The 23308-nt window shown below is 71.4% G+C and carries 22 protein-coding genes and 1 pseudogene; 10 read left to right on the top strand and 13 right to left on the bottom strand.

What is annotated here, in order from left to right; all coding sequences use genetic code 11:
• Window positions 1-180: 180 nt before the first annotated feature.
• Window positions 181-822 carry a helix-turn-helix domain-containing protein gene (locus tag ACIHCL_RS08110; protein ID WP_399858957.1) on the top strand — a complete coding sequence of 214 codons (642 nt, stop codon included), beginning with the start codon at window positions 181-183 and terminating at the stop codon, window positions 820-822.
• Between the two features lie 76 nt (window positions 823-898).
• Here ACIHCL_RS08110 and ACIHCL_RS08105 read toward each other — a convergent pair whose 3' ends face one another.
• Window positions 899-1924, bottom strand: coding sequence for an ATP-dependent 6-phosphofructokinase (locus ACIHCL_RS08105; protein WP_399858342.1), 1026 nt, complete (start codon window positions 1922-1924; stop codon window positions 899-901).
• A 296-nt stretch (window positions 1925-2220) separates the two neighbouring features.
• On the opposite strand from ACIHCL_RS08105, the gene pta reads away from it, so the two are divergent.
• The 3 genes from pta to pyk all read left to right on the top strand — a co-directional run bounded on the left by pta (window position 2221) and on the right by pyk (window position 7162).
• On the top strand, window positions 2221-4353 hold the full coding sequence (pta, locus tag ACIHCL_RS08100) for a phosphate acetyltransferase (protein ID WP_399858339.1): 2133 nt from the start codon (window positions 2221-2223) through the stop codon (window positions 4351-4353).
• An 86-nt stretch (window positions 4354-4439) separates the two neighbouring features.
• Entirely contained in the window at window positions 4440-5657 is a 1218-nt protein-coding gene (locus ACIHCL_RS08095; protein ID WP_399858954.1) for an acetate kinase, read from the top strand.
• A 74-nt stretch (window positions 5658-5731) separates the two neighbouring features.
• Window positions 5732-7162 (top strand): pyruvate kinase, encoded by a 1431-nt coding sequence (pyk, locus tag ACIHCL_RS08090; RefSeq protein ID WP_399858337.1) that lies wholly within the window; start codon window positions 5732-5734, stop codon window positions 7160-7162.
• A 111-nt stretch (window positions 7163-7273) separates the two neighbouring features.
• Here the strand turns inward: pyk and ACIHCL_RS08085 are convergent, their stop codons facing one another.
• The 4 genes from ACIHCL_RS08085 to ACIHCL_RS08070 form a co-directional block, all read right to left on the bottom strand.
• Window positions 7274-8629 (bottom strand): hypothetical protein, encoded by a 1356-nt coding sequence (locus ACIHCL_RS08085; RefSeq protein WP_399858333.1) that lies wholly within the window; start codon window positions 8627-8629, stop codon window positions 7274-7276.
• Window positions 8619-9188, bottom strand: coding sequence for a DUF6114 domain-containing protein (locus ACIHCL_RS08080; RefSeq protein WP_399858331.1), 570 nt, complete (start codon window positions 9186-9188; stop codon window positions 8619-8621). Before ACIHCL_RS08080 ends, ACIHCL_RS08085 begins: the two co-directional genes overlap by 11 nt.
• 97 nt (window positions 9189-9285) lie before the next feature.
• Window positions 9286-9927 (bottom strand): DUF6230 family protein, encoded by a 642-nt coding sequence (locus tag ACIHCL_RS08075; protein ID WP_399858328.1) that lies wholly within the window; start codon window positions 9925-9927, stop codon window positions 9286-9288.
• 632 nt (window positions 9928-10559) lie between these two features.
• Complete coding sequence (locus ACIHCL_RS08070) at window positions 10560-11534, bottom strand: tetratricopeptide repeat protein (RefSeq protein WP_399858326.1); 975 nt, start codon at window positions 11532-11534, stop codon at window positions 10560-10562.
• A gap of 314 nt (window positions 11535-11848) precedes the next feature.
• Between ACIHCL_RS08070 and ACIHCL_RS08065 the strand changes: the two genes are divergently transcribed.
• Window positions 11849-12478, top strand: a complete 630-nt coding sequence (locus ACIHCL_RS08065) for a TetR/AcrR family transcriptional regulator (RefSeq protein WP_399858323.1) — start codon at window positions 11849-11851, stop codon at window positions 12476-12478.
• A gap of 73 nt (window positions 12479-12551) precedes the next feature.
• Here the strand turns inward: ACIHCL_RS08065 and ACIHCL_RS08060 are convergent, their stop codons facing one another.
• From ACIHCL_RS08060 to ACIHCL_RS08045, 4 genes are all read right to left on the bottom strand, one after another.
• Complete coding sequence (locus ACIHCL_RS08060; protein WP_399858321.1) at window positions 12552-14252, bottom strand: methylmalonyl-CoA mutase; 1701 nt, start codon at window positions 14250-14252, stop codon at window positions 12552-12554.
• Window positions 14253-14358: 106 nt separating this feature from the next.
• Window positions 14359-14691: a DUF3817 domain-containing protein gene (locus ACIHCL_RS08055; RefSeq protein WP_399858317.1), complete on the bottom strand. Its 333-nt coding sequence runs from the start codon at window positions 14689-14691 to the stop codon at window positions 14359-14361.
• Window positions 14692-14832: 141 nt separating this feature from the next.
• Window positions 14833-15342: a MarR family winged helix-turn-helix transcriptional regulator gene (locus ACIHCL_RS08050; protein WP_399858314.1), complete on the bottom strand. Its 510-nt coding sequence runs from the start codon at window positions 15340-15342 to the stop codon at window positions 14833-14835.
• 10 nt (window positions 15343-15352) lie between these two features.
• Window positions 15353-16945, bottom strand: coding sequence for an MFS transporter (locus tag ACIHCL_RS08045; protein WP_399858313.1), 1593 nt, complete (start codon window positions 16943-16945; stop codon window positions 15353-15355).
• 85 nt (window positions 16946-17030) lie between these two features.
• Here ACIHCL_RS08045 and ACIHCL_RS08040 point away from each other — a divergent pair, with 85 nt between their 5' ends.
• On the top strand, window positions 17031-18032 hold the full coding sequence (locus ACIHCL_RS08040; protein ID WP_399858310.1) for a DUF5937 family protein: 1002 nt from the start codon (window positions 17031-17033) through the stop codon (window positions 18030-18032).
• Window positions 18033-18162: 130 nt separating this feature from the next.
• Here ACIHCL_RS08040 and ACIHCL_RS08035 read toward each other — a convergent pair whose 3' ends face one another.
• Window positions 18163-18459 (bottom strand): MTH1187 family thiamine-binding protein, encoded by a 297-nt coding sequence (locus ACIHCL_RS08035; RefSeq protein WP_399858307.1) that lies wholly within the window; start codon window positions 18457-18459, stop codon window positions 18163-18165.
• Window positions 18456-18806, bottom strand: a complete 351-nt coding sequence (locus tag ACIHCL_RS08030; RefSeq protein WP_399858305.1) for a DUF3817 domain-containing protein — start codon at window positions 18804-18806, stop codon at window positions 18456-18458. The genes ACIHCL_RS08035 and ACIHCL_RS08030 overlap by 4 nt, the downstream gene beginning before the upstream one ends.
• Window positions 18807-19100: 294 nt before the next feature.
• Here ACIHCL_RS08030 and ACIHCL_RS08025 point away from each other — a divergent pair, with 294 nt between their 5' ends.
• The 4 genes from ACIHCL_RS08025 to ACIHCL_RS08010 all read left to right on the top strand — a co-directional run bounded on the left by ACIHCL_RS08025 (window position 19101) and on the right by ACIHCL_RS08010 (window position 21750).
• Window positions 19101-19733, top strand: coding sequence for an AIM24 family protein (locus ACIHCL_RS08025; protein WP_399858951.1), 633 nt, complete (start codon window positions 19101-19103; stop codon window positions 19731-19733).
• Window positions 19733-20383: an AIM24 family protein gene (locus ACIHCL_RS08020; RefSeq protein WP_399858302.1), complete on the top strand. Its 651-nt coding sequence runs from the start codon at window positions 19733-19735 to the stop codon at window positions 20381-20383. The genes ACIHCL_RS08025 and ACIHCL_RS08020 overlap by 1 nt, the downstream gene beginning before the upstream one ends.
• Window positions 20380-21093 (top strand): AIM24 family protein, encoded by a 714-nt coding sequence (locus tag ACIHCL_RS08015; protein WP_399858300.1) that lies wholly within the window; start codon window positions 20380-20382, stop codon window positions 21091-21093. The genes ACIHCL_RS08020 and ACIHCL_RS08015 overlap by 4 nt, the downstream gene beginning before the upstream one ends.
• A gap of 174 nt (window positions 21094-21267) precedes the next feature.
• Window positions 21268-21750, top strand: a complete 483-nt coding sequence (locus tag ACIHCL_RS08010; RefSeq protein ID WP_399858297.1) for a MarR family winged helix-turn-helix transcriptional regulator — start codon at window positions 21268-21270, stop codon at window positions 21748-21750.
• Between the two features lie 144 nt (window positions 21751-21894).
• Here ACIHCL_RS08010 and ACIHCL_RS08005 read toward each other — a convergent pair.
• Window positions 21895-22299, bottom strand: a pseudogene (locus tag ACIHCL_RS08005) (ATP-binding protein); the annotation flags it as partial.
• A 38-nt stretch (window positions 22300-22337) separates the two neighbouring features.
• Window positions 22338-23294, bottom strand: a complete 957-nt coding sequence (gene meaB, locus ACIHCL_RS08000) for a methylmalonyl Co-A mutase-associated GTPase MeaB (protein WP_399858295.1) — start codon at window positions 23292-23294, stop codon at window positions 22338-22340.
• Between the last annotated feature and the right edge of the window lie 14 nt (window positions 23295-23308).

The following is a 23308-nucleotide window of genomic DNA, read 5'->3' as shown; positions in this document are numbered from 1 at the left end:
AGCGGCACTAGGACCTTCCTACGAGCCGTGGTATCGGTGGAACGCACCGTAGTCGGGCGGCGGGCCCGCTCCTACGGTGAAGCCGTGCGCCCCTCCCGGTCCTCCGTCTCTCCGCCGCCCTTCGGTTCCACACCGCCCTTCGACGCCTCGGCCGCGCGCCGCCTCCGCGAGGGCCTGGGGATGCGGCCCGGCCATGTCGCGTACGGCCTCGGGGCCCAGTACGGCCTCCGGATCAGCACCGCGACGGTGATCGCCTGGGAGCACGGCAAGACCGTTCCGACGGAGTACGAACGCACCGCGCTGGCCGGGGTGCTGTGGTGTTCCCCGGGCGAGTTGCTCTCCGCCGCGCGCACCCTGCGGGAACACCGGACGGCCCGGCGGCTGTCCGTGGCGGAGCTGGCCGGTCTGGTGGGGCTGGCACCCGCCGCGTATCTGCGGATGGAGGAGGCGGGGCGCTGGCGGGGGAACGACCGCCAGTCCGCGGCGCTCGTCGAGGTGCTCGGGCTGACGCCCGCGGGGCTGGTGACGGTGTCCGGCCGGGACGAGGAGTTGGCGGAGCTGCTGCGGGCCGCGGTCACCACGCGCCGTCACGCCCATGTGCGGTCGGTGGCGAAGCTGGTGCGGCTGGAGCGGGGGCACCTCCAGGACGTGCTGGATCAGCTCCACGCCGACCACCGGGCGCTGAGGGCACCGGGCTCCGGCCACGCCGACGCGGCCGGGGAACCGTCCGGGGCGACGGGTGACGCGGGGCGGGCGTTCCTGGCGGGGATCGTGGAACGCTTCTGGCGGACGGCGGGGGTGACGCGGGGCGAGGAGCCCTGAGCCCCCCGCCTTCCGCGCCCGCCCCCTGCCGCGTCCGCACGCCACACCGCCCGGGGCCGGAGGGCCCGGGGCCGGATCAGAAGACCGACTCGGCCTCGTCCATCCGGTTCTTGGGGACCGTCTTGAGCTGGGTGATGGCGTCCGCCAGCGGAACCATCGCGATGTCGTTGCCGCGCAGCGCCGTCATGCGACCGAAGTCGCCGCGGTGCGCGGCCTCCACCGCGTGCCAGCCGAAGCGGGTGGCGAGCACCCGGTCGTACGCGGTCGGCGTGCCGCCGCGCTGCACATGGCCGAGGATGACCGGCCTGGCCTCCTTGCCGAGCCGGGTCTCCAGTTCGATGGCCAGCCGGTTGCCGATGCCCTGGAAGCGCTCGTGGCCGTACTGGTCGATCTCGCCCTTGGCGTACGGCATGGAGCCCTCGGCCGGGTGCGCGCCCTCGGCGACGCAGATCACCGCGAACTTCTTGCCGCGCGCGAACCGTGCCTCGACCATCTTGACCAGGTCGTCGACCTCGAAGCGTCGCTCGGGCAGGCAGATGCCGTGCGCGCCGCCCGCCATCCCGGACTCCAGCGCGATCCAGCCGGCGTGCCGGCCCATGACCTCGACGACCATGACCCTCTGGTGCGACTCGGCGGTGGTCTTCAGACGGTCTATGGCCTCGGTGGCGACCCCCACGGCCGTGTCGAAGCCGAAGGTCCGGTCGGTGGCGGAGATGTCGTTGTCGATGGTCTTGGGGACGCCGACGACGGGCATCCCGGCGTCCGACAGCATCCGTGCCGCGGTGAGGGTGCCTTCGCCGCCGATCGGGATGAGCGCGTCCATGCCGTAACGACGGCTCAGCTCCGCGCAGTTCTCGGCGGCCTCGCGCAGCCGGGCGCGCTCGAGCCGGGCCGAACCGAGTATGGTCCCGCCGCGGGCCAGGATGCCGCTGACCGCGTTGAGGTCGAGCGGGCGGAAGTGGCCGTCCAGGAGGCCCTTGAAGCCGTCCTCGAAGCCGATGACCTCGTCTCCGTGCCCCACCACCGCACGGTGCACGACCGAGCGGATCACTGCGTTCAGGCCCGGACAGTCGCCGCCTGCGGTGAGAACTCCGATGCGCATCGTCCTGTGTCTCCTGCCCTCGCTGATGCCGTGGGCTCCGGGGGTGAGGACGAAAACCCTCGCCGCACCGTGAACCATGACGATTGTCCCACGTGGTCTGGACCTCATGGTCTCGCCCGTTCCGGTGACGCCCGCCCGGGTGGCCCCTCGCATACCGGGGTGATTCCCCGGTGGGTCGGGCGCGGCGCGTGCGCCGTGGACACGGGGGCACGCCCGGCGGGCGGCGTCTCGCGCGCCCGGCGTATCGTCAACATGGCGATACGTCCCAAACCGCAAATATGGACGGGAGAGCACGCGTGGCGCGCAGCGTGTACGTGACCGGGATCGACCGGGGAGACGGCCGTCAGGTCGTCGATCTGGGAGTCATGGAGCTCCTGACGCGTCAGGTGGACCGGGTCGGGGTGTTCCGGCCCCTCGTCCATGACGGTCCCGACCGGTTGTTCGAGCTGCTGCGGGCCCGCTACCGGCTCGCCCAGGACCCCGCGTCGGTCTACGGACTGGACTACGAGGAGGCGTCCGCGCTCCAGGCCGAGCAGGGTACCGACGAACTGGTCTCCCGGCTCGTCGAGCGCTTCCACCAGGTGGCCCAGGAGTACGAGGTGGTGCTGGTCCTCGGCACCGACTTCGCCGCCACCCAGCTCCCCGACGAGCTGGCGCTCAACGCCCGCCTCGCCAACGAGTTCGGCGCCTCGTTGATCGCGGTGGTCGGCGGCAGGGGCCAGACGGCGCAGTCCGTGCGCGCCGAGGCGCGCAACGCGTACCGGGCGTACGCCGGGCTCGGCTGCGACGTCGTCGCCATGATCGTGAACCGGGTGGCGGCCGAGGACCGCGACGCCCTCGCGGAACGGCTGGCGTCGCAGTTGCCGGTCCCCTGCTCCGTGCTGCCCGACGACGCGGCACTGTCCGCGCCGACCGTGGCCCAGATCACCACGGCGCTCGGCGGCACGGTGCTGCTCGGCGACGAGTCGGGGCTGGCCCGGGACGCGCTGGACTTCGTCTTCGGCGGTGCGACGCTGCCGAACCTGCTGAAGGCGCTGACACCGGGCTGTCTGGTGGTCATGCCCGGCGACCGGGCGGACCTGGTGGTCGGCTCGCTGGCCGCGCACAGCGCCGGGACACCGCCCATCGCCGGTGTGCTGCTGACCCTGGACGAACGTCCCGGCAAGGAGATCCTCACCCTGGCCGCCCGGCTCGCACCGGGCACCCCGGTGGTCTCCGTGGTCGGCGGCTCCTTCCCCACCGCCGGGGAACTCTTCGCGATGGAAGGCAAGTTGAACGCGGCGACGCCCCGCAAGGCGGAGACGGCGCTGGGCCTGTTCGAGCGCCATGTGGACACGGGCGCCCTGCTGGAGCGGATCTCGGTGGCCCGCAGCGGGCGGATCACGCCGATGATGTTCGAGCACGAACTGCTGGAGCAGGCACGCGCCGACCGGCGCCGGGTGGTCCTGCCGGAGGGCACGGAGGAGCGGGTGCTGCGCGCCGCCGACGTGCTGCTGCGCCGCGACGTCTGCGATCTCACGCTGCTCGGCGAGCCCGACACCATTCGCAAGCGGGCCGCCGACCTCGGCATCGACCTCGCCGGTACGCAGATCGTCGACCCGCAGACCTCTGAGATGCGGCTGACGTTCGCCGAGCGGTACGCGCGGCTGCGCGCGCACCGCGGCGTCACGGCGGAGCTGGCGTACGACGTGGTCGCCGACGTGAACTACTTCGGCACGCTGATGGTCGAGCAGGGACTCGCGGACGGCATGGTCTCCGGGTCCGCGCACTCCACCGCGGCGACGATCCGCCCCGCCTTCGAGATCATCAAGACGAAGGGGGCCGAGCGCGGCGCGTCGGCCGGTGCGGCGGGCGACGGGATAACCGGATCCGGCCCCTCGATCGTCTCCTCCGTCTTCTTCATGTGCCTGGCCGACAAGGTCCTGGTGTACGGGGACTGCGCGGTCAACCCGGACCCGGATGCGAGGCAGCTCGCGGACATCGCGGTGCAGTCGGCCGCCACCGCCGCCCGCTTCGGCGTGGAGCCGCGGATCGCGATGCTGTCGTACTCGACGGGCACCTCCGGTTCGGGCGCCGACGTCGACAAGGTGCGCGAGGCGACGGACCTGGTCCGGGCACGCCGGCCGGACCTCCTGATCGAGGGCCCCATCCAGTACGACGCCGCGGTGGACCCGGGGGTCGCCGCGACGAAGCTGCCGGGCTCCGAGGTGGCCGGGCGGGCCACGGTGCTGATCTTCCCGGACCTGAACACCGGCAACAACACCTACAAGGCCGTGCAGCGCTCGGCGGGCGCGGTCGCCGTCGGGCCGGTGCTCCAGGGGCTGCGGAAGCCCGTCAACGATCTGTCCCGTGGCGCGCTCGTCCAGGACATCGTCAACACCGTGGCCATCACGGCGATCCAGGCGCAGGGCGAGGGGCGGCCCGCATGACCGCCCCGGCCCCGAACGTCTCCCCGGCCTCGCCGCCGTCCGGGATCCCGGACGGCTCCCCGATCCCGGAAGGCGGCTCCCCGACCATGGCGGCGCAGCACGTACTCGTCCTCAACTCCGGCTCCTCGTCGGTGAAGTACCAGCTCCTGGACATGAGCGACCACTCCCGGCTGGCGACCGGACTGGTCGAGCGCATCGGCGAGGAGACATCCCGGCTGGTGCACACCCCGCTGGCGGGCGGCATCGGCGAGCGGCGGGAGCGTACGGGGCCGATCCCCGACCACGAGGCCGCGCTGAAGGCGGCGGCCGAGGAGCTGGCGGCCGACGGGCTGGGCCTGGACTCCCCGGAACTGGCGGCGATCGGCCACCGGGTGGTGCACGGCGGACTGCGGTTCACCGAACCGGTGGTGGTCGGCGAGGAGGTGCTGGAGGAGATCGAGCGCCTGGTCCCGGTGGCCCCGCTGCACAATCCGGCGAACCTGCTCGGCATCCGTACCGCGCGGGCCCTGCGACCGGACCTGCCGCAGGTGGCGGTGTTCGACACGGCGTTCCACACCACGATGCCGGAGTACGCGGCGCGGTACGCGATCGACGTGGAGACGGCCGACACCCACCACATCCGGCGGTACGGCTTCCACGGCACCTCGCACGCGTACGTCTCCCGCAAGGCCGCCGAGTTGCTGGGACGCGCTCCGAAGGACGTCAATACGATCGTGCTGCACCTGGGCAACGGCGCCTCCGCGTCGGCGGTGGCGGGTGGCCGGTGCGTGGAGACCTCGATGGGCCTGACCCCGTTGGAGGGGCTGGTGATGGGCACGCGCTCCGGGGACATCGACCCGGCCGTCACCTTCCATCTCCAGCGGGTGGCGGGCATGTCGACGGACGAGATCGACGAACTGCTCAACAAGCGGAGCGGTCTGGTCGGGCTGTGCGGCGACAACGACATGCGGGAGATCCGGCGCCGGGTCGACGAGGGGGACGAGCGGGCGGCGCTGGCCTTCGACATCTATGTGCACCGGCTGAAGAAGTACATCGGCGCCTATTCGGCGGTCCTCGGGCGGGTGGACGCGGTGGTGTTCACGGCGGGGGTCGGGGAGAACTCGGCGCCGGTGCGGGAGGCTGCGATCGCCGGGCTGGAGGGGTTCGGCCTGGCGGTGGACGCGGATCTGAACGCCGTGCGGTCCGGTGCCCCGCGACTGATCTCGCCGGACCACGCACGGGTGGCGGTCGCGGTGGTACCGACGGACGAGGAGCTGGAGATAGCCGTCCAGACGTTCGCGCTCGTCGGACGGGACCACAACTGAGCACCCCCGCGCCCCTTTGTACCTTCCGCCAGACGGAATATTCCGTTGCTAAACAAACCGATAGGATCCGCCTCATGCGCCGTTCCAAAATCGTCTGCACACTCGGTCCCGCCGTCGACTCCCACGAGCAGCTCGTCGCTCTGATCGAGGCCGGCATGAGCGTGGCCCGCTTCAACTTCAGTCACAGCAGCCACGAGGAGCACCAGGGCCGTTACGACCTGGTCCGCAGGGCCGCGGCCGAGACCGGCCGCGCGATCGGCGTACTCGCCGATCTCCAGGGCCCGAAGATCCGTCTGGGGAAGTTCGCCGAGGGGCCCGTCGAGCTGGTCCGCGGGGACGAGTTCACCATCACCGCGGAGGACGTGCCCGGTGACAAGTCGATCTGCGGCACGACGTACAAGGGTCTGCCCGGCGACGTGGCCAAGGGCGATCCGATCCTGATCAACGACGGCAACGTCGAGCTGAAGGTCGTCGCCGTCGAGGGGCCGCGTGTGCGGACGATCGTCATCGAGGGCGGCGTCATCTCCGACCACAAGGGCATCAACCTGCCCGGTGCGGCGGTCAACGTCCCCGCGTTGTCCGAGAAGGACGTCGAGGACCTGCGGTTCGCGCTGCGGATGGGGTGCGACCTGGTGGCGCTCTCCTTCGTACGGGACGCCGACGACATCAAGGACGTCCACCGGGTGATGGACGAGGTGGGCCGCCGGGTCCCGGTCATCGCCAAGGTGGAGAAGCCGCAGGCGGTCGAGCACATGGAGGAGGTCGTCATGGCCTTCGACGGTGTGATGGTGGCCCGTGGCGACCTGGCCGTGGAGTATCCGCTGGAGAAGGTCCCGATGGTGCAGAAGCGCCTGGTGGAGCTCTGCCGCCGGAACGCCAAGCCGGTGATCGTGGCGACCCAGATGATGGAGTCGATGATCACCAACTCGCGGCCGACCCGTGCCGAGGCGTCCGACGTCGCCAACGCGATCCTGGACGGCGCGGACGCGGTCATGCTCTCCGCGGAGTCCAGCGTGGGCGCGTACCCGGTCGAGACGGTCAAGACGATGTCGAAGATCGTCGTCGCCGCCGAGAACGAGCTGCTCTCCAAGGGCCTCCAGCCGCTGGTGCCGGGCAAGAAGCCGCGCACCCAGGGCGGTTCGGTGGCGCGCGCCGCCTGCGAGATCGCGGACTTCCTGAACGGCAAGGCGCTCGTCGCGTTCACCAAGTCCGGTGACACGGCCCGCCGGCTCTCCCGCTACCGCGCGACGCAGCCCATCCTGGCGTTCACCACGGACGAGTCCACCCGCAACCAGCTCGCCCTGAGCTGGGGCGTCGAGGCCCGCGTCGTGCCGCACGTGGACAACACCGACGCGATGGTCGACCTGGTCGACGCGGAACTGATGAAGCTGGACCGCTACAACCCGGGTGACACCATGATCATCACCGCCGGCTCGCCCCCCGGCATCCCGGGCACCACGAACATGGTGCGCGTGCACCACGTGGGTGGCGGGGAGCGCGACTGACGCGACCGGCACGGACACGGGTACGCATACGACGAGGCGGTGGCCGCTTCCCTCCGGGGGGGGCGGCCACCGCTTCGTGCGGCTCCCTTACCGGTCCGGTCCGGCGTTGGCTCAGGTGAAGTAGTTGTGCAGCCCCGGCACCTTGAGCGTTCCGCCGAACTGACCGGCCTGCGTCACCTTGACCTTGGTGAAGAACGCGAAGGGGACGTTCAACGGCGGCGGGGTCTGCGGGCTGAACGTGACCGGGATGAGCCCGAAGAGATTCCCCTTCAGCTCCTCCGTGTACATGGTCACCGTGCCGTTGCGGATGGTGGACGTGGAGCCCTTGCGCGCCTCGACATGGGCCGTGGTGCCGTTCGGGCCGACCGTCTTCTGATGGAGGTTCCCGATGTCGATGGAGCTCGCGGTGAACTTCAGCACCTTCTTGACGGTGCCGTCGTACGTCTTCACCTCGACGATGCCCTTGTAGTCGAGCCCGTTCAGGGTGAGCAGCGAACTGTTCAGGATCCACGGGTCGGTGGGGAGCAGCGGCATGCCCGTCTCCAGGCCGGCCGCGGCCAGGGCCTCGGGGTCGGCGGTCGGGCACGGGAAGCGCGGTTTGGCGCCGTCCGGGATGTCCTCGTCCTTCTTGGGGTCGAGTCCCTTGACGTCGTCGTCGAGTTCCTCGACCGACGCCCCGGCCTTCCCGGCGGCCTCACGGATGGCGTCCGCGGTCCCGTCGCTGGTCTTCCGCGCCGTGTCCGCGGGCTTCTCCACGCTGTCGGCGGGCTTCTCCGGGGTGTCCACCGGCTCGGCGGTGTCGCTCGGTGAGGGCTTCGGGGACTCGGTGTCCGTGGTGGAGGACGGGGCCGGGGACGGGTCGGCCTGCGCCTTGTCCGGGATGCCGAAGAAGTCCCTGAGCGCGTCGCCGACGCCCAGCGGGTCGAGCGGGTTCCTCGACTTCGTGGGGGTGGGTGCGGCGCTCGGCGCGGCGTCCGGGGTCTCTGCGGCCCGCGCACCGGAGGCGGCCCCGGACGCGGACTCGGGCGCGGAATCGGGCGTGGACTCAGGCGCGGAATCGGGCGTGGAATCGGGCGTGGTCCCGGCCTCGGGCTTCGTCGTGTCGCTCGCCGAAGGGGTCACCGAGGGCTTCGGGGCCTCGCCCTTGTCCCCGGAGTCGGTGGCGGACGGCGAGGGTGACGTCGTGTCCGACGCGGACGGCGAGGGGAACTCGCCCGGTTCGTCGGAGCGGGTCACACAGGGGCCGGGCGCGAAGGGGATGTCCGGGTTGTCGTCGGCGAGTGCGAGCCGGGGCGTCAGCCCCATGCCCACGAAGACGGCCGTCGGCATCGCGGCGAGTGCGAACGCCTTGCCCGCGGGTATGTGCAGCTTCGTCAGCAGCGACTTCCTGGGGGCTGCGTGGCGCGGTCCGGTTGCCGTCCGGTAGTTCTGCCCGGTCGCGTTCAGCTCTGTCTCGTCACCCCGCACGATGCCCCCCGCCGTCGGCCTCGATCGTCGTGTCGTCCTGCTCCGGCTGCCGCTGGGGCACCACCGCCACCTTGTGGAGATCGGGGCCCCGCTCCCGTGTCCCCGTACCGACGTCCTCGGGCGCCCCGTCGCGCATGCCGGTGTCCGGGCCCGCGGGCTCCGGCTCTCCAGGGGCCCAGGAGACCGAGAGCGCGCCGCCGACCAGGGCGAACAGGAAGCCGATCACGAAGCCGCCGATGTTGGCCACGGGTATGGAGACCAGGGCCAGCAGGATCGTGGCGATTCCGGCGAACACTCTCACGATGTGGTGGAACCACATGGTGAGGCCCAGCGTGACCAGCAGGACGCCGATGATCAGCGATCCCGCGCCGGCGGTCGTGGACATCGCCAGCGTGACGTTGCCGAGGTGCATGTTGGCATACGGGAAGTACGCGATGGGCAGACCGCCCATCATGGTGAACAGGCCCGCCCAGAACGGCCGGTTTCCCCGCCAGGTGCGGAATTCGCGCCGGAAGACACGGAGAAAGTGCTCGTTCTGCCCTGTGGACTCGGGGCTCATGGAAAACAGCTCCCTGGAACCGGTACTGCTGTGAGAAGAGAAAGGGTGGGTGGCCGGGGCCCCGCAGCGGGCGCCCCGGCCACCCCTGGCCCAAGGCCTAGTAGCAAGGCTTGTTGCCCGACTTCAGCCGCAGGCTGAGGTCGGTGAGCTTGAAGGTTCCGGCCGTGGTCGCCCACGCCGTCTGCCTCACGTTGCTCAGCCTCGCCTCCTCGGCGCGCTGCGCGAAGCCGTTCGGGTTGACCTTCGCCTCCGTGCCGGGCTGGATGCCCGGCTTGCCGACGTCGCCCGCCGCCACACCGATGTCGATGTTCTTGAACTCGGCGTCCGCGTCGAGCTCGGCGACATCCAGATACAGGTTGGTCGCCGTGACCGGCTTGTTCGGGTTCGTACCTGCCGTCAACCGCAGCGTGATGGTGCCGAGTCCGAACGGAAGGTTCGGAGTGACCACCGACTGGCACATGTTGGTGATCGTGGCATCGCTGAAGCCGGACACGGCCACGGCGTGCGCCTCGTTCTTGCCCTCAAGGCTCTTGCCGGTGGCCACGGAACCGTACTGCACGAAGTTGTGGCCGACGAGGCTGTCCGTGCTCACCTTGAAGTCCTGGCCGGACACACTGAAGGACGCCGCGAGGGCGCCCTGCGCGAGACCGACGCCGACCGCGGCGGTCGCGGCGACGCTCGGCACCATGACCAGAGCGAAGCGCTTCCATCTCGTGCCGCCACGAACCTGGGAACTCATTTCTTTCCTCCTTCTCGGACGTACATCTCCGGTACGGGCGGGGCCCGTCCTGGGATGGGAGAAGTGCTACGTCCTCGGTAAGGAGAGCGCCCGCGCACGGAGGCGGGAACCGCGTCCGAATCACCGGCGATCACCCCCGAGCGACAACCACCGGCCGCGCAGCCGCGCGGCCTGATCGGACAGGCCCTGCCGAATGGCAGGAACCCCCCTGTCCGGAGCCGGCGTCACGACCGCCGGCCCACTCGGTGGGGACCCAACAAAGCCAGCGCACCGGCTGGCGGCCGGGCTTGGCGTCATTGGACCGAGCGTGGCCGATCGTGGTGCATTCAAGCCCGCCGCACAAGGGGTTCGTTACTCACTGGTAATGGCGTGGCGAACACAGCGCGACGGGCTGGCACCACGCGGCCACACACGGTGGCTCCCACCAGAAGGACGAAAGGGGGATTCAGTCTCTTTTCGGACAGAAACCAAGGGGTGATTTACTGCCAGTAACAGGCGGCCTCTTTATCAAGATTTGGTAAAGCGAAACCGTCTCTTGTCGCGCGATCGCGAAAACGGCCGCGGTACCCCGGAGGCACCGCGGCCGCGTTGTCAGAACGGAACAAGTCCCGCGCCGGAACGAGTTCCGCCCGTCAGAACAGGACGCGCGCCAGCGCCGCGCGCGCCGAGACCACCCGGGGATCGTCGGGGCCGATCACCTCGAACAGCTCCAACAGACGGACCCGCACCGCCTCCCGGTCCTCGCCGAAGGTGCGGCGCACCGCCTCGACGAGCCGCCCGAAGGCGTCCTCGACATGGCCGCCCACCAGATCCAGGTCGGCGGCGGCGAGTTGGGCGGTCACGTCGGCCGGACGCTCCGCGGCGTCCTGACGCGCCCGCTGCGGGTCCATGTCCTTGACCCGGGAGAGGAGTTCGGCCTGGGCCAGGCCCAACTTGGCCTCGGTGTTCGACGGGTCGTCGGCCAGGACGTTCTGGTACGCCTGCACGGCACCGGGGAAGTCATTGGCGTCCAGGGCCCGGACGGCTGCTTCGAGCAGGGCGTCGTACGGACCGGCGGGAGCCTCGACCGGGGCCGGGGCGGCGGCCTCGGCGGCGTCCTGGTCGACGGTGATGCCGGTGAGGCCGAAACGCTCCTCGCCGACCTGGATCAGCTGGTCGAGCGTCTGGCGGATCTGGGCCTCCGGGGCCGCGCCCTGGAAGAGGGGAAGGGCCTGCCCGGCGACGACGGCGAAGACCGCCGGAATGCCCTGGATGCCGAACTGCTGCATCAGCATCTGGTTGGCGTCGACATCGATCTTGGCCAGCACGAAGCGGCCGTTGTACTCCTGGGCCAGGCGCTCCAGGACCGGACCAAGCTGCTTGCACGGCTCGCACCACTCGGCCCAGAAGTCGAGGACGACCGGGACCTCCGCGGAGCGCTGGAGGACCTCGCGCTCGAAGCCCGCCTCATCGACGTCGATCACCAGGGCGGACGGCGGCACGGCGCCGACGTCCCCCTGCCGGGCGGCCTCGGCGCGGGCCTGCTCCGCCTTGGCCTTGGCCTCACCGGCCGCCTTCACCGCGGCGAGGTCGACGACACCGCTCATGGACATGTTCCTAGGCTGCATGCGTACATCCTCCCCCCTTGGCGTGCCGATACGGAAAGCGATGGCCGAACCGCACCCGTCCGCGGCCCCGCCGGTGTGCGGGGTGGACGGTCGGACACGGTCCGGGGGCCCCTGAATGGCCCGCTCGGCGCCGGGTCCCCACCCGGTGCCTGTGGCTGTCGTTCGGTTGCGGCGTCATGACGGCACCACCGCCGCCTTACGCTACGACCCGTAGCGTAACTGCCCCACCCCCCTCACGCACAGGGGCATCCGGTGATCTGTCTCACGGCGCCGGGGCCCGTTCGGTTCTCCCTACTGGCCGGTATGGTCACGGCATGCTGAGCCGCAGCCACCCCGAACCACCACGAACGGGACGCCCGCGCAGCGCCGCGGCCGATGAAGCGATCCTGGAGGCGACCAGAGCCTCCCTGGTCGACCTCGGCTGGTCGAAACTGACGATGGGCGATGTGGCGGCGCGGGCCGGGGTCGCCAAGACGACCCTGTACCGGCGGTGGGCGGGCAAGAACGAGCTGGTGGTGGATGCCGTCGCGGTCCTCTTCGACGAGCTGGAGCTACCCGACCTCGGGAGTCTGGCGGCCGATGTGCAGGCGGTGGTGCTGCAGTTCGCCGCGCTGCTGGCGCGGCCGGAGACCCGGACCTCGCTGATGGCCGTGGTCGCGGAGTCGACCCGGGACGAAGCGCTGCGGACCCGGATCCGCGACTCGATCGTGGCCCGGCAGAAACGGCTGGTGCTCCAGGGGCGTCGACGAGCCCAGGAGCGCGGCGAGTTGCCCACCGAGCAGGACGAGGGCCTGGCGGCGACGACCGCGGACCTGATCTTCGACGTGATCGCCGGGGCGGTCGTGCACCGGGTCCTGGTGAGCGCCGAGCCCGTCGACGCGGAATGGGCCCGCCGCTTCACCGTGCTGCTGCTCGGGGGGCTCGGGGCGGCAGCCTCGGCCTGATCCCGCCCCCGTCCCCCGGGTGGCGGACCGCCGGGCCCGTCGCGCGGCGTGTGACGGGCCCGGCGGTCCTGCCTCAGAAGCCGGCCGGCTCGGTGTAGACGCCCCATTCGTCGCGCAGGGCCCCACAGATCTCCCCGAGCGTCGCCTCGGCCCGCACCGCGTCGAGCATCGGCCCGATCATGTTGGAGCCGTCGCGGGCGGCGGTCAGCATGGCGTCCAGCGCTGCCTTCACCCGCGCGTCGTCGCGGGCGTCCTTGCGGGTGGCGAGCTCCCGGACCTGTTCGCGCTCGACCTCGTGGCTGACGCGCAGGATCTCCAGGTCGCCGGTGACCGAGCCGTGGTGGACGTTGACGCCGACGACGCGCTTGTCGCCCTTCTCCAGGGCCTGCTGGTAGCGGAAGGCGGACTCGGCGATCTCGCCGGTGAACCAGCCGTCCTCGATGCCGCGCAGGATGCCGGAGGTGATGGGCCCGACAGGGTGCTGCCCATCGGGGTGGGCCCGGGTACCGCGCTCCCTGATCTGGTCGAAGATCTTCTCGGCATCGGCCTCGATGCGGTCGGTGAGCTGCTCGACGTACCAGGAACCGCCCAGCGGGTCGGCCACGTTGGCGACGCCGGTCTCCTCCATGAGCACCTGCTGGGTGCGCAGCGCGATCTCGGCGGCCTGCTCCGAGGGGAGCGCGAGGGTTTCGTCGAGGGCGTTGGTGTGCAGCGAGTTGGTGCCGCCGAGGACCGCGGAAAGCGCCTCGACCGCCGTCCGCACGACGTTGTTGTACGGCTGCTGGGCGGTGAGCGAGACGCCGGCGGTCTGGGTGTGGAAGCGGAGCCACTGGGCCTTGTCGGTCTTCGCCCCGTAGGTCTCCTTCATCCAGCGGGCCCAGATCCGGCGGGCCGCGCGGAACTTGGCGATCTCCTCGAAGAAGTCGAGGTGGGCGTCGAAGAAGAAGGACAGGCCGGGCGCGAAGGTGTCGACGTCCAGCCCCCGGGAGAGGCCGAGCTCCACGTACCCGAAGCCGTCGGCCAGGGTGTACGCGAGCTCCTGGGCGGCCGTCGCCCCGGCCTCGCGGATGTGGTAGCCGGAGACGGAGAGCGGCTTGTAGGCGGGGATCTCACGGGCGCAGTGCTCCATGAGGTCACCGATGAGGCGCAGATGGGGCTCGGGCTGGAAGAGCCACTCCTTCTGCGCGATGTACTCCTTGAAGATGTCCGTCTGGAGCGTGCCGTTGAGGACGGACGGGTCGACGCCCTGGCGCTCGGCGGCGACCAGGTACATGCAGAAGACCGGGACGGCGGGTCCGCTGATCGTCATCGACGTCGTGACGTCGCCCAGCGGGATGTCCCGGAAGAGGACCTCCATGTCTGCGGCGGAGTCGATGGCCACCCCGCAGTGCCCGACCTCGCCGAGCGAACGGGGGTCGTCGGAGTCGCGGCCCATCAGCGTCGGCATGTCGAACGCGACGCTGAGCCCGCCGCCGCCCGCGGCGAGGATCATCTTGTAGCGCTCGTTGGTCTGCTCGGCGTTGCCGAAGCCGGCGAACTGGCGGATCGTCCAGGTGCGCCCCCGGTAGCCGGTCGGGTGCAGCCCTCGGGTGAAGGGGTACTCACCGGGCCAGCCGATCCGCTCGAAGCCCTCGTACGCGTCCCCGGGGCGGGGGCCGTAGACGGGCTCGACCGGATCTCCGGAAAGTGTCGTGAAGTCCGCGTCACGCTTGCGGGCCTTGTCGTAACGGGCCTGCCAGCGGCGGCGGCCCTCCTCGATCGCGTCAGCGTCCATACCATCGAATTTACTAGGACGTCCTAGTAAATGTCGATGGGGAACCGCCCGGTGCTGAACACGGGGCGGTTCGGGAGGGCGCCGGGCCGGGCCTGGGCCCGCTGGTTCAGGCCTTGGCCGTCGCCGGGGCGGCGTCGGCGATCAGCGGCTCGACCTCGCGGACGACCTTGCGCTCGACGAAGAACGCGGCGGTCGGGATGGTGCCGGAGATCAGGACCCAGAGCAGCTTGCCGACCGGCCACTTCGCCTTGGAACCGAGGTCGAAGGCGAAGACCAGGTAGATGATGTAGAGCACGCCGTGGACCTGGGAGACGACCAGCGTCAGCCCCTCGCCCATGTCGAAGCCGTACTTGAAGACCATGCAGGTGCAGAGCACCAGCAACATGACTGCCGTGACGTAGGCCATCGCCCGGTACCGGGTCAGCACACTGCGTTTCATGGCATCGAGCGTATCCGGAGGCCCGGGGCGATCTTGCAGCGGGCCGGGTACCGGAACGCCGCCTTCACTCCCCCGCGTCCCGGCCACCGCCCGGGGGCGATGGCCGGTCACGGACGGTGACGCGGCGGGAGCGGTGGCGTGTCACGACTCCTTGAAATCCTGGGCCGCGATCCGCAGCGGCCGCAGCATGGCGAAGATCTCCGCGCACTCCTCGGCGTCGTACACCCCGAGCCCGAAGTCCATGTCGACCAGGTCCCTGGTCGCCGCCTCGACGACCTCGCGGCCCTTGTCGGTGATGGAGGCAAGGGTGCCGCGCCCGTCGTTCGGGTTGGGGCGCTTGCCCACCAGCCCGGAGCGCACCAGCCGGTCCACCGTGTTCGTGACGGACGTGGGGTGGACCATGAGCCGTTCACCGATCTTGGACATGGGCAGCTCGCCGGCCTTGGAGAAGGCGAGCAGCACCAGTGCCTCGTACCGGGCGAAGGTCAGCCCGTACGGCTTGACCACGGCGTCGACCTCGGCGAGCAGGATCTGCTGCGCACGCATGATCGAGGTGATCGCGGCCATCGAGGGCACCGGCCCCCAGCGCTGCTGCCAGATCTCGTCGGCGCGGGCGATGGGATCGAAGGGGAGACTGAGCGGCTTCGGCACGCGACCGACCTTACCCACTGGTCATATGTTGGTCAGCCTCGTCTCGGACTTCGGTCCGCACCCCGTCTCGCGCTTCGGTCGCCGCGCCGTCCCGGTCACCGGGCGCCGCACCCTCCCGGGTACGGGTCGCCGCGCCGCCCCGGTCCTCGGCCGGACGGCCCTCCCGGCCCTCGGCCCGGGCGCCGCCCGAGGGCTCCGGGCCGAAGTCCGGGGCCTCGGCCCGGGCGGTCCTCCTCGCCTCCCGTACGAGCGGCAACAGGCACAGGAAGCCGGTCACCGCCGCCCCGGCGACCACGTGGTGCACGGGGAAGAACTCGGCCGCGAGCCCGGCGAGGGCCATGCCGACGCCCTGGAGCGTCATCAGCCCGGCGGTGAGCACGGTCATGGCCCGCCCGCGCAGTTCCTCCGGGGCTGCCGTCACGAACCACTTGTCCAGGCCGATGACATACGCGCCGCCCGTCCCCGCCAGTACCAGCACGATCGCCGCCGGGACCGCGCCGGGGCGCAACGCGTACAGCACCAGCGGCAGCAGTTGCAGAACCGCGGCGGGCAGCACGATCAAGGAGCGCAGCCGGGGCGTGAGCGCGACGCCCACGTACAGCTCCGCCGCGATCTGCCCGACCGGCAGCGCGCACATCAGCAGGCCGAGCGCGACCGGCCCGACCCCGATCTCGTCGGCGTACGGGGCGGCGAGCGCCTCGGGCGCGACCATGAACAGCGGCGGTACCCAGAACAGCAGCATCAGAACGCGGATCCGGCGGTTCCGGAACAGGACGCGGGCCCCGGCGAGCGACTCCCCGAGAAGCGCGGAGCCACCGCTCCCGCCGGCCCCGCCGGACCTGGCCGGGCGGGCGCGGGTGCCGAAGCGGAGCAGGACGGCCGAGCAGAGGAACGTCACGACGGTGATGGCGATCGCGCCACGCGGGGGCAGCACGGCGAGCAGCATCCCCCCCGCGCCGAAGCCGATGAGCACGGCGCTCTGCGAGACGATCCGCAGCAGCGAGCGGCCGAGGACATAGCGGTCGCCCTCGCCCAGGATCTCGGTGAGCGCGGCCATCCGCGTCCCGGCGAAGACCGGAGCCACCGCCGCGACCAGGCAGCGCAGGGCGAGCAGCCCGCCGACCGGGGTGCCCGGCAGCACCATCACCGCGACGCACGCCGCGCAGACCAGGTCGCAGGTGACGAGGACCCGGCGGGCGGGGTACCGGTCGGCGACCCCGGCGAGCAGCGTGCCGCCGACCAGGTACGGCAGGAAGCCGAGTGCGAAGGTGAGGGCGCTGAGCAGCGGCGAGCCGGTGAGGCGGTACACCAGGACGGTGAGGGCGAGTTCGCTGACGACGACACCGAGCAGGGAGAGCAGGTGCGCCGCGAAGACCGCCCGGAACTCCCGCACGGCGAAGACGGCGCGGTAGCCGCCGGAAGCGGGGGCCGCGGGCGAGCCCTCCGGTACGGCGGGGTGCTCCGGCGGGGAGGCGGCCGGGACGTCGACGGGATTCTCGGAAGGGCAGGCGGGCGGAGCCTCCGGTACGGCGGCGGGCCGGTGCTCGGGCGGGGCCTGTGCCGGGCGGGGGCGCTCCGCCGCGGCCTCGTTTCTACTCGGCATGGGCGCAGCTTGCTGGGCCGGGCCCGCCCGCCCTAAACTTTCGGCCCACGCCGAAAGTTCACGAGAGTTCACCGGAAGGCGGCACATGGCGTTCCGGCTGCACCTCGACAAGAACGATCTGCTCCGCTGCCGGTTCGCGCTCTCACCCCTGGGGGAGACGCAGGCGGCGGTGCGTGTGCTGGCCCGGCCCCACCGGCAGGGGTACCACCTGCCGTGGCTCCGGCTGATCCGGGAGGCGGCGGCCGGGCTCGATCTGGAGCCGCTGTGGCTGCTGATGCCGCACAGCGGACACAACCCGGACTTCTTCAGCCCGCCGCCGCCCGGTCCGGTCCCCACCTTCGAGGAGGAGATCGCGGGGGTGCGGTCGCTCGACCCGGCACTCGTCCGCCAGGACCTCGAACTGACGCTGGCGGGCCGTCCGGAGGCGCTCGGCTCCCCCATCGCGCAGGAGTTGCTCTCCGATCCCGCCCGGGCCGTGCTGGTCCTGGCCGATCTGCTGGAACGGGCCTGGCGGGTGCTGGTCGAGCCGCACTGGCCACGGCTGCGCACCCTGCTGGAGGCGGACATCGCCTATCACTCGCGGCGCCTCGCGGCGGTCGGCTTCGAACAGCTGCTGGGCGAGCTGAGCCCCCAACTGAGCTGGTCGGAGTCGGCGCTCACCATCGTCGGGCTCCGGGGGCGGCACAGCCGGGCGCCGGGCGGGCAGGGGCTCGTCCTGATTCCGAGCGTCTTCTGCTGGCCGGACGCGGTGAGCGGCTTCGAGCCGCCGTGGCAGCCGGCGATCGTCTATCCGGCGCGCGGGATCGGGGGGTTGTGGACGCGGTCCGCCGACCGCACCCCGCAGGCCCTCGCGCGGCTGCTCGGGCGGGGGCGTGCCGAGGTCCTGTGCGCGCTCGACGAACCGGCGGGCACGAGCGCGCTCGCCCACCGGCTGGGCCTCGCGCTCTCCTCCGTGTCGGAGCATCTGTCGGTGCTGCGCGCGGCGGGGCTGCTCACCTCGCGGCGGTACGGCCACCAGGTGCTGTACGAGCGGACCCCGCTGGGCATCGCCCTGGCGACGCCGGACCGCCCCGACGGGCGGCAATAGCGGGGCGGGCGGGAACAGCCCGGAAGCCCCCGGGCCGGGGGTTTCCTCCGCGTGTGCGCGGGAGGCGCCGATCGGACGCCGCGCGGCCGGACGTCCGCGAGTTCCCCGGGCCTCGGGGCCCCGGGGCGGGTCAGCCCTCGGCGAGATACCGCTCGACGGTCTCCACCTTGGAGGTCAGTCCCCCGGTGACGCCCGGCCGGATGTCGGCCTTCAGCACCAGGGAGACGCGTCCGGCACGGGCCTCGACGGCGGCGACGGCGCGCTTGACGACGTCCATGACCTCGTCCCACTCGCCTTCGATGGAGGTGAACATGGCGTCCGTGCGGTTGGGCAGCCCGGACTCGCGGACGACCCGGACGGCGTCGGCGACGTACTCGCCGACGTCCTCGCCGACCCCCAGCGGGCTGACCGAGAAGGCGACGATCACGCGCCCACCACTCCCTCACGGCGGGCCCGGGCGGCGATGACGTCGTCGGCCTCGTAGCGCTTGAGCAGCTTGTCGCCGTACAGCCCGCCGAACGGCACCACCGCGAGCAGGAAGAAGAACGCGACCCGCTTCAGCGGCCACTTGGTCTTGGACCATACGTCGAGCAGCAGCACGGCGTAGATCACGAAGAGCACGCCGTGCAGGATGCCGAGCGGCATCATCAGGAAGTCGATGTCCGAGACCCGGCTGAGGATCGAGCCGAAGAGGATCAGCGCCGGGAAGGAGAGCGCTTCGGGGATCGAGATGAGGCGCAGCCGGTGCAGGGCGGTAGCGGTCTTGATGTCCACGAGGGCACCTTCGGTGGGAGGGTCGTGACAGCTTGTGAACGCGGGCACAAGCGCTCCCCATTGTGGCATCGGCACGGGCGGTGTCCGGCGCCGGGGGCGTATGTCCCCGGTCACGGCCACGCGCACGGGGGCACGTTCCGCCGTCGTACGCGTCCGGGGGCGCGCCCGAGGCGATTCGTTCCGGGTCTGTCCGGATTCGGTACCGGCTGTGCATCAGGGGTGATTCAGAGGCGCTGTTCGGCCTCCGGGCCCTGTCCGGGCCGGGACGCTGCGGATACCGTCGGGCGGGTGGCGATGTTCCGACTCCAAGGCAGCAGGACCCTGGCCGTCGACCTGGCCGGCGACGCCGTCAAGGCCAAGAACGGCTCGATGGTCGCGTACGACGGCCGGATGACGTTCAAGAGGCTGACCGGCGGCGGCGACGGCCTGCGCGGCATGGTGACGCGCCGGCTGACCGGCGAGCAGATGACCGTGATGCAGGTGACGGGCAAGGGCACCTGCTACTTCGCCGACCGCGCGAGCGAGATCAGCCTCGTCTCGCTGCACGGCGACAAGCTCTACGTCGAGGCGAGCAATCTGCTCTGCAGCGACGCCGGACTGCGCACCGGTACCGCTTTCACCGGTCTGCGCGGCGGGGCGAGCGGCAACGGACTGTTCACCACGACCGTCGAGGGCACCGGCCAGGTGGCGATCATGTCGGACGGGGCGGCCGTGGGGCTGCGGGTCTCTCCGCAGTACCCGCTCTTCGTCGACCCCGGCGCCTATATCGCCCATCAGGGTGATCTGCGGCAGCAGTTCCAGTCCGGGGTGAACTTCCGGACGCTGATCGGCGAGGGCTCGGGCGAGGCGTTCCAGATCCGGTTCGAGGGCGAGGGGATCGTGTACGTGCAGCCCAGCGAGCGCAACACCCTGGGGGGCAATCTCTGATGCCGTTCCGTGAGGTCAACCCGAAGATGGTCGAGGCGACGGTGGTCCCCGGCCAGAAGCTGTACAGCCAGCGGGGCGCGATGCTCGCCTACCGGGGCGAGGTGTCGTTCACGCCGAACATCCAGGGCGGCCAGGGCGGTGTGATGTCGATGATCGGCCGGCGGGTGGCGAACGAGGCGACCCCGCTGATGACGGTCGAGGGGAACGGCACGGTGATGTTCGGCCACGGCGGCCACCACATCCAGGTGATCGAGTTGTCCGGGGACACCCTCTACGTCGAGGCCGACCGGTTGCTGGCCTTCGACGGCTCGCTCCAGCAGTCCACCATGTTCATGGGCTCGCAGGGCGGGGTGATGGGGATGGTGCGCGGCCAGGTGACCGGCCAGGGCCTGTTCACCACGACGCTGACGGGTCATGGGGCGGTCGCCGTGATGGCCCACGGCGGGGTGATCGAGTTGCCGATCACGCCCGGGCACGAGGTGCACGTGGACCCGCAGGCGTACGTCGCCCACCACGGGGACGTGCGCAACAAGCTCTCCACCGCGCTCGGCTGGCGCGAGATGGTGGGGCGCGGCTCCGGCGAGGCGTTCCAGCTGGAGCTGAGCGGCAGCGGGGCGGTCTACGTCCAGGCGTCGGAGGAGAAGCTGTGAGCACACCCCTCGTCCTCGACCCGATGACACTGCCGTCGAACGACAACGTCAACGCGTACACCTTCTGCGTGGAACTGGCCGGGAGTCAGTGGTTCCTGCAGAAGGGCAAGATGATCGCCTACTACGGGCGGATCGGGTTCGACGGCGTCGGCCACGGCCGTTTCGAACACCTGTTGCGGACGAGTTTCCACTCGCCACTGCACGCGAGCGACTGGGTGGTGGCCGAGGGCAGCGGGAAGATGCTGCTCGCGGACCGGGCCTTCGACGTCAACTCGTTCGACCTGGATGACGGGAACCTGACGATCCGTTCGGGCAACCTGCTGGCCTTCCAGCCGTCCCTGGCCCTGAAGCAGTCGATCGTTCCGGGGTTCCTGACGCTGATCGGCACGGGGAAGTTCGTGGCCGCGTCCAACGGCCCGGTGGTTTTCATGGAGCCGCCGCTGCGGGTCGATCCGCAGGCGCTGGTCGGCTGGGCGGACTGCCCCTCGCCGTGCCACCACTACGACCACGGCTATCTGACCGGGGTCCTGGGTGGTCTGCGCGCGCTGACCGGGTTCGGCGGCACCTCGGGCGAGGAGCACCAGTTCGAGTTCGCGGGGGCGGGCACGGTGCTGCTCCAGTCGTCGGAGGCCCTGATGCCCGAGCAACCGACGGGCGCCATGCCCCCGCAGCCGGGGGTGCCCGGCGGCTGGGGTCAACCCGGCGCCTGACCCCGTCCGTCCGGTCGGCCCGCGGACGCCCGGCGCCGCTCCGGTCGGTGAACGGTAGCCTGCGGACTGTGACGCCGGACGTCCGTACCGAGTGCTCCGAGCCGCGTTCGAGCGCGCCCCGGATTTCACCCACCCCTTTCGTCCATCTTTCAACTTCTTAGGTAGAATCGTTATATGGAGACCGAGACCGAGACCGCCACCCGCTGGCTGAACAATGCGGAGCAGTGCGCCTGGCGCACCCATCTGGAGGTCAACAAACTGCTGATGCACCAGCTCGAGAAGGACCTCCAGCCCTTCGGCCTGACCATGAACGACTACGAGATCCTGGTCAACCTCTCGGAGTCGGAGGACCAGCGCATGCGCATGAGCGACCTCGCCACGGCGACGTTGCAGTCCAAGAGCAGGCTCTCGCACCAGATCACCCGCATGGAGAACGCGGGTCTGGTCCGCCGGGAGAACTGCGAGTCCGACCGGCGCGGACTGTACGGCGTCCTCACCGAGCACGGCGCGGAGACGATGCGGAAGGTGGCGCCGCACCACGTCGCGTCGGTGCGCCGGCACTTCATGGACCTGCTGACCCCGGAGGCACTGGACAACCTGCACACGGCACTGACCCCGGTCGCCGAGCATCTGCGGGGGCGGCGCGGAAAGCTCTGACCGCGCGTGACACGAACCCGCGCGTGACACGAACTTGCGGGCGAGGCGGTGCCCGCGTGGTGCAGGGCGTCCGGCTCGGCCCGCGACCGGCGGCCACAGCCCGAAGTGCGCCCCATCCTCCGGCGCGTCGCCCCTCGTCAGCCGGCCCCCGTGCCGGACGGCGACGTCACGCGCGACGGCCGGGCCCGGCCCGGCGCCGCCCTCGTCCCGCGTGCGGGCGTCGTCGAGCCGTACGAAGCGCTCGAAGGTCCGCTCATGCTCGTCCGGCGGCACCCCCGCCCCCTCGTCGGTGACCGCGACGGCGATCCCGCCGCGCTCCCGGCGGACCGGGACCGTCACCGCGTGCTCCGCGTGGCGCTCGGCGTTGTCCAGCAGATCGCCGATCGCCCTGGTCGGCCGCCCCGGGAACGAGCTGCCGGCCTGCCCGGCTGCCCCCGGGAAACGGCCGCCTCGAAGCTGTCGGAATCCGCCCCACGCACCATCGGGGCCATCCGGTCGCCGGTGTGCCGGGAGACCTCCTCGTGGACCAGCGCGCCGGAGCGTCCGCATGCATCCGGTATGCGGACGCCCCTGCGCCGTGCGATGCCTCAGGCTTCGGTGAGCCCCGCCACCAGTTCGTCCGCCGCCGCGTACGGGTCGAGCTCCCCGGCCACGATGCGTTCCGCGAGCGCGCCGATGTGGCGGTCGCCGTGCAGATCGCCGATGCGCTCGCGCAGCCGCGTGACGGCGATGGTCTCGACCTCGCGGGCCGCGCGGGCCATGCGCCGCTCGGCGAGGACGCCGCGCTCCTCCATCCACGCCCGGTGCTTCTCCAGCGCCTCGACGACCTCGTCGACGCCCTCGCCCCGGGCGGCGACCGTCTTCACGATGGGCGGGCGCCAGTCGCCGGGGCCCCGGGCCTCGCCCAGGCCCAGCATGTGGTTGAGCTCGCGCGCGGTGGCGTCCGCGCCGTCCCGGTCGGCCTTGTTGACCACGTACACGTCGCCGATCTCCAGGATCCCGGCCTTCGCCGCCTGGATGCCGTCGCCCATCCCGGGTGCCAGCAGGACGACGGAGGTGTCGGCCTGGGAGGCGATCTCCACCTCCGACTGGCCGACACCGACCGTCTCCACCAGGACCACGTCGCAGCCCGCCGCGTCCAGCACCCGGATCGCCTGCGGCGCCGCCCAGGCGAGGCCGCCCAGATGCCCGCGGGTGGCCATGGAGCGGATGTAGACGCCCGGGTCGGAGGCATGCTCCGACATCCGCACCCGGTCGCCCAGGAGCGCCCCGCCGGAGAACGGCGAGGACGGGTCCACGGCCAGGACGCCGACCCGCTTGCCGGCCCGCCGGTACGCCGAGACCAGCGCCGACGTCGACGTCGACTTGCCGACGCCCGGCGAGCCCGTCAGGCCGACGACGTACGCGTTGCCGGTCAGCGGCGCCAGGGCCGCCATCACCTCGCGCAGCTGCGGCGACGCCCCCTCCACCAGGGAGATGAGCCGGGCCACGGCCCTCGGCCGGCCTGCCCGGGCCTGCTCGACCAGGGTGGGGACGTCCACCATCACCGCTCCGTTCA

Source organism: Streptomyces sp. NPDC052042 (assembly GCF_044548345.1).
Classification (GTDB): Bacteria; Actinomycetota; Actinomycetes; order Streptomycetales; family Streptomycetaceae; genus Streptomyces.
This window is presented reverse-complemented; position numbering and strand designations above follow the sequence as displayed.